The sequence below is a fragment of the Caballeronia cordobensis genome, from assembly GCF_001544575.2.
In the GTDB taxonomy this organism is placed as follows: Bacteria; Pseudomonadota; Gammaproteobacteria; order Burkholderiales; family Burkholderiaceae; genus Caballeronia; species Caballeronia cordobensis.
Genome location: NZ_FCNY02000056.1, coordinates 1 through 3574 on the forward strand (window position 1 = coordinate 1; position 3574 = coordinate 3574).

At 63.8% G+C, this 3574-nt stretch carries 5 protein-coding genes; all 5 read right to left on the reverse strand.

Annotation, left to right across the window (positions count from 1 at the left end):
• Positions 1 to 1004, reverse strand: a 1004-nt coding sequence (locus AWB70_RS37980; protein ID WP_060854261.1) for a ferredoxin--NADP reductase, incomplete at its 3' end; no start/stop codon positions are given.
• A gap of 23 nt (positions 1005 to 1027) precedes the next feature.
• Positions 1028 to 1558 carry a 1,2-phenylacetyl-CoA epoxidase subunit PaaD gene (gene paaD / locus AWB70_RS37985; protein ID WP_014191515.1) on the reverse strand — a complete coding sequence of 177 codons (531 nt, stop codon included), beginning with the start codon at positions 1556 to 1558 and terminating at the stop codon, positions 1028 to 1030.
• Positions 1559 to 2350: a 1,2-phenylacetyl-CoA epoxidase subunit PaaC gene (gene paaC, locus AWB70_RS37990; RefSeq protein WP_053567101.1), complete on the reverse strand. Its 792-nt coding sequence runs from the start codon at positions 2348 to 2350 to the stop codon at positions 1559 to 1561.
• 10 nt (positions 2351 to 2360) lie between these two features.
• Positions 2361 to 2645: a 1,2-phenylacetyl-CoA epoxidase subunit PaaB gene (paaB, locus tag AWB70_RS37995; RefSeq protein WP_045450646.1), complete on the reverse strand. Its 285-nt coding sequence runs from the start codon at positions 2643 to 2645 to the stop codon at positions 2361 to 2363.
• Between the two features lie 17 nt (positions 2646 to 2662).
• Positions 2663 to 3574 (reverse strand): 1,2-phenylacetyl-CoA epoxidase subunit PaaA (gene paaA / locus AWB70_RS38000; RefSeq protein WP_060854262.1); only part of this gene is annotated, 912 nt, incomplete at its 5' end.

The window sequence follows — 3574 nt, forward strand, 5'->3', positions numbered from 1 at the left end:
TGTTCGAGCGTGTAGTTCTTCTCCATCTTCACTTCGCCTTCGAGCACTTTCGCGCGGCACGTGCAGCACACGCCACCCTTGCACGCATACGGCAACGCGAGGCCCGCTTTCAGGCCCACATCGAGCACGCTCACGCCTTCATACGGCAGACGCAGCTTGCGCTTCTTGCCATCGATGATCAGTTCCAGATCCGCCGCCGGCGTGTTCTCCGTGATCTCGACCGTCGGCGCGCCCGCTTGCGGCAGCGGCGAGCCAAAGCGCTCGACATGAATCTGCTTAGGCGCCACGCCCGAGTCCTTCAATGCCGCTTCGGCCGCATCCATCATCGGGCCGGGGCCGCAGATGAACGCTTCGTCGATTTCCTCGGGCGAGAGCAAGGTCTCCAGAAACGCCTTGCACTTCGCCTGATCCAGCACGCCGTTGAACAGCTCGACGTCCTGCAAATCGTCGGACAACACGTGATACAGCGAGAACCGGTCCATATACCGGTTCTTCAGATCTTCGAGCTCCTCGGCAAACATGATCGCGTCCACGCTGCGATTGCCGTACACGAGCGTGAAGCGGCTCGTCGGCTCCATGTCGAGCGTCGTCTTGATGATCGCCAGCACCGGCGTGATGCCCGAGCCGCCCGAGAACGCCACGTAATGCTTCGCGTGATCCGCGTTCAGATGCGTGAAGAAACGTCCGTCGGGCGTCATCACGTCGATTTCGTGGCCCGGCTGCAAGGTGTCGAATGCGAAGTTCGAGAAGCGCCCGCCGCGCACGCGCTTGATGCCGATGCGCAATTCGCCGTCGCGATCGTAGTCGGTCACGCCCACGCAGATCGAATACGAACGGCGCGTTTCTTCGCCGTCGATATGCGTCTTGAGCGTCACGAACTGCCCTTGCGTGAAGCGAAATGCGTCGCGCAGCGCGGGCGGCACGTCGAACGAAACAGTGACCGCATCGGCGGTTTCGGGACGCACGTCGCGGATACGCAGCGGATGGAATTGCGGAGTCGCCATGATGTCGATGATGTGAAGTCGGTTCAGTACGGCTTGAAGTAATCGAACGGCTCGCGGCAGTCGATGCAGCGATACAGCGCCTTGCACGCCGTCGAGCCGAATTGCGCCAGCGTCTCGGTGTGCGTCGAGCCGCAATGCGGGCAGGCGACGACTTCTCGCTTGCGCGGCACGAAGCGGATCGGTTTCTCCGCTGGCACGTTCGCGTTGCCACACGCACCCGCGGGCGGCGCGATGCCATAGCGGCGCAGCTTCTCGCGCGCTTCGTCCGTGATCCAGTCGGTGGTCCACGCCGGCGCCAGCACCGTCTCGATGCGATGCGCGCCGAGCGCGGCGCTGTCGATTGCCTGCGCGATGTCCTCCGCGATCTGCGACATCGCCGGACACCCCGAGTACGTCGGCGTGATCACCACTTCGAGCACGCCATCGGCGCCGTGACGCACGTCGCGCAGAATGCCCAGCTCGCGAATCGAGACCACCGGAATCTCCGGATCGGGCACCGCTTCGAGCACCGACCACGCGCGCTCGATCGTCGTGTTTGCGTGTGCCGTATTCATTTACCAGCTCGCGCCCGGATGCTGACGCGCAAGACTCTGCATCTCCGCCAGCAGATACCCCATGTGCTCCGAGTGCTCGCCGAGCTTGCCCGTGCTCACGTGCTTGACTGCGGCGGGCGCGGTGAGCGTCGCCTCATCGAGCGCGGCTTGCACCTGCTCGCGCCACGCCGCTTCGAAGTCGCTCGCGAGCGGCGCGATGCCGGCTTCGGCCACCGCGCGCTCGATGTCATCGGTCGCGAAGAATTCATGCGTGTACGGCATCAGATAATCGAGCGCCGCCTGCGTGCGCCGATGCGATTCCTCCGTGCCATCGCCCAGGCGCACCAGCCAGTCGTGCGCGTGATGCAGGTGATAGCGCGTCTCCTTGATCGACTTCGCCGCGATCGCCGCGAGCTGCGCATCGCTCGACGTTTGCAGCGCCGTCCATACTTGCGCCATCAGCGCGGAGTACAGGAAGTTGCGCACGATCGTCACCGCGTAATCGCGCCCGGTGCGCGCCGTGCCCGCGAGCGGGCCGAAGTGCGGCAGTTCCGTGATCGTGTAGTTGCCGAACTCGCGCTCGGTGCGAAAGTATGCGTAATCGTCTTCGGTTTTATTCGAACCTTCGAGCGTCGCTGCATGCGTGTAGAGCAGCCGCGCCTGACCGATCAGATCGAGACTGATGTTCGCCAGCGCGATGTCCTCTTCCAGCGCCGGGCCGTGGCTGCACCATTCGGCATTGCGCTGGCCGAGGATCAGCGCGTTGTCGGCCAGTCGCAGGACGTAAGCGAGATGTTGATGCGCGTGTGTCATGAATCGCGCCTCACATATGATTGATTTCATCGGGCAGCACGAAGAACGTCGGATGCCGGTAGATCTTGTCGACCGACGGCTCGAACAGTTCGCCCTTGTCCGCCGGGTCCGATGCGGTGATCGCCGCCGACGGCACCACCCAGATGCTCACGCCTTCCTGACGGCGCGTGTACACGTCGCGCGCCATGCGCAACGCCGCGCCCGCATCCGGTGCGTGCAGGCTGCCGCAATGCTTGTGATCCAGTCCCTGCTTGCTGCGCACGAACACTTCCCAGATCGGCCATTCCTTGTTCATCTCTCTCGTCTCCTGAATTACGCCGCTTCGCGATGTGCGCGCGCCTTCTGTTTCTCGGCATAGGCAAGCGCGGCTTCGCGCACCCATGCGCCCTCGTCGTGCGCCTTGACGCGCGTGGCGAGGCGCTCCTTGTTGCAGGGGCCGTCGCCGTTGACCACGCGCCAGAATTCTTCCCAGTCGATCTCGCCGTAGTCGTGCGCGTTGCGCGCCGCGTTCCACTTCAGATCCGGATCGGGTAGCGTGACGCCCAGAATCTTCGCCTGCTCGACGGTGGCATCGACGAATTTCTGGCGCAGATCGTCGTTCGAAATGCGCTTGATGCCCCACGCGAAGGACTGGCCGCTGTGGATCGAGTCCTTGTCGCTCGGGCCGAACATCATCAGCACCGGCCACCACCAGCGGTTCACCGCCTGCTGCACCAGATCCTTTTGCGCCTGCGTGCCTTTCATCATCGCGAGCAAGGCGTCGAAGCCCTGGCGCTGATGGAACGACTCTTCCTTGCAGATGCGGATCATGGCGCGCGCATACGGACCGTAGGTGCAGCGGCACAGCGGGATCTGATTCATGATCGCCGCGCCATCGACCAGCCAGCCGATCACGCCGACGTCGGCCCAGGTAGGCGTCGGATAATTGAAGATGCTCGAATACTTGGCCTTGCCCGCGTGCAGCGCCGCGACCAGTTGATCGCGCGAGACGCCGAGCGTTTCGGCCGCGCTGTAGAGATACAGGCCGTGGCCGCCTTCGTCTTGCACCTTAGCGAGCAGAATCGCCTTGCGCTTGAGGCTGGGCGCGCGGCTGATCCAGTTGCCCTCGGGCTGCATGCCGATGATCTCCGAATGCGCATGCTGCGAAATCTGGCGCACCAGCGTCTTGCGATACGCCTCGGGCATCCAGTCCTGCGCTTCGATCTTGCCGTCGGCCTGCATGAC

Bases quoted from the DNA above. Each gene is read 5' to 3' on its own strand.
- paaD (WP_014191515.1), bottom strand. From the start codon at position 1,558: ATGAATACGGCACACGCAAACACGACGATCGAGCGCGCGTGGTCGGTG.
- paaB (WP_045450646.1), bottom strand. From the start codon at position 2,645: ATGAACAAGGAATGGCCGATCTGGGAAGTGTTCGTGCGCAGCAAGCAG.
- paaC (WP_053567101.1), bottom strand. From the start codon at position 2,350: ATGACACACGCGCATCAACATCTCGCTTACGTCCTGCGACTGGCCGAC.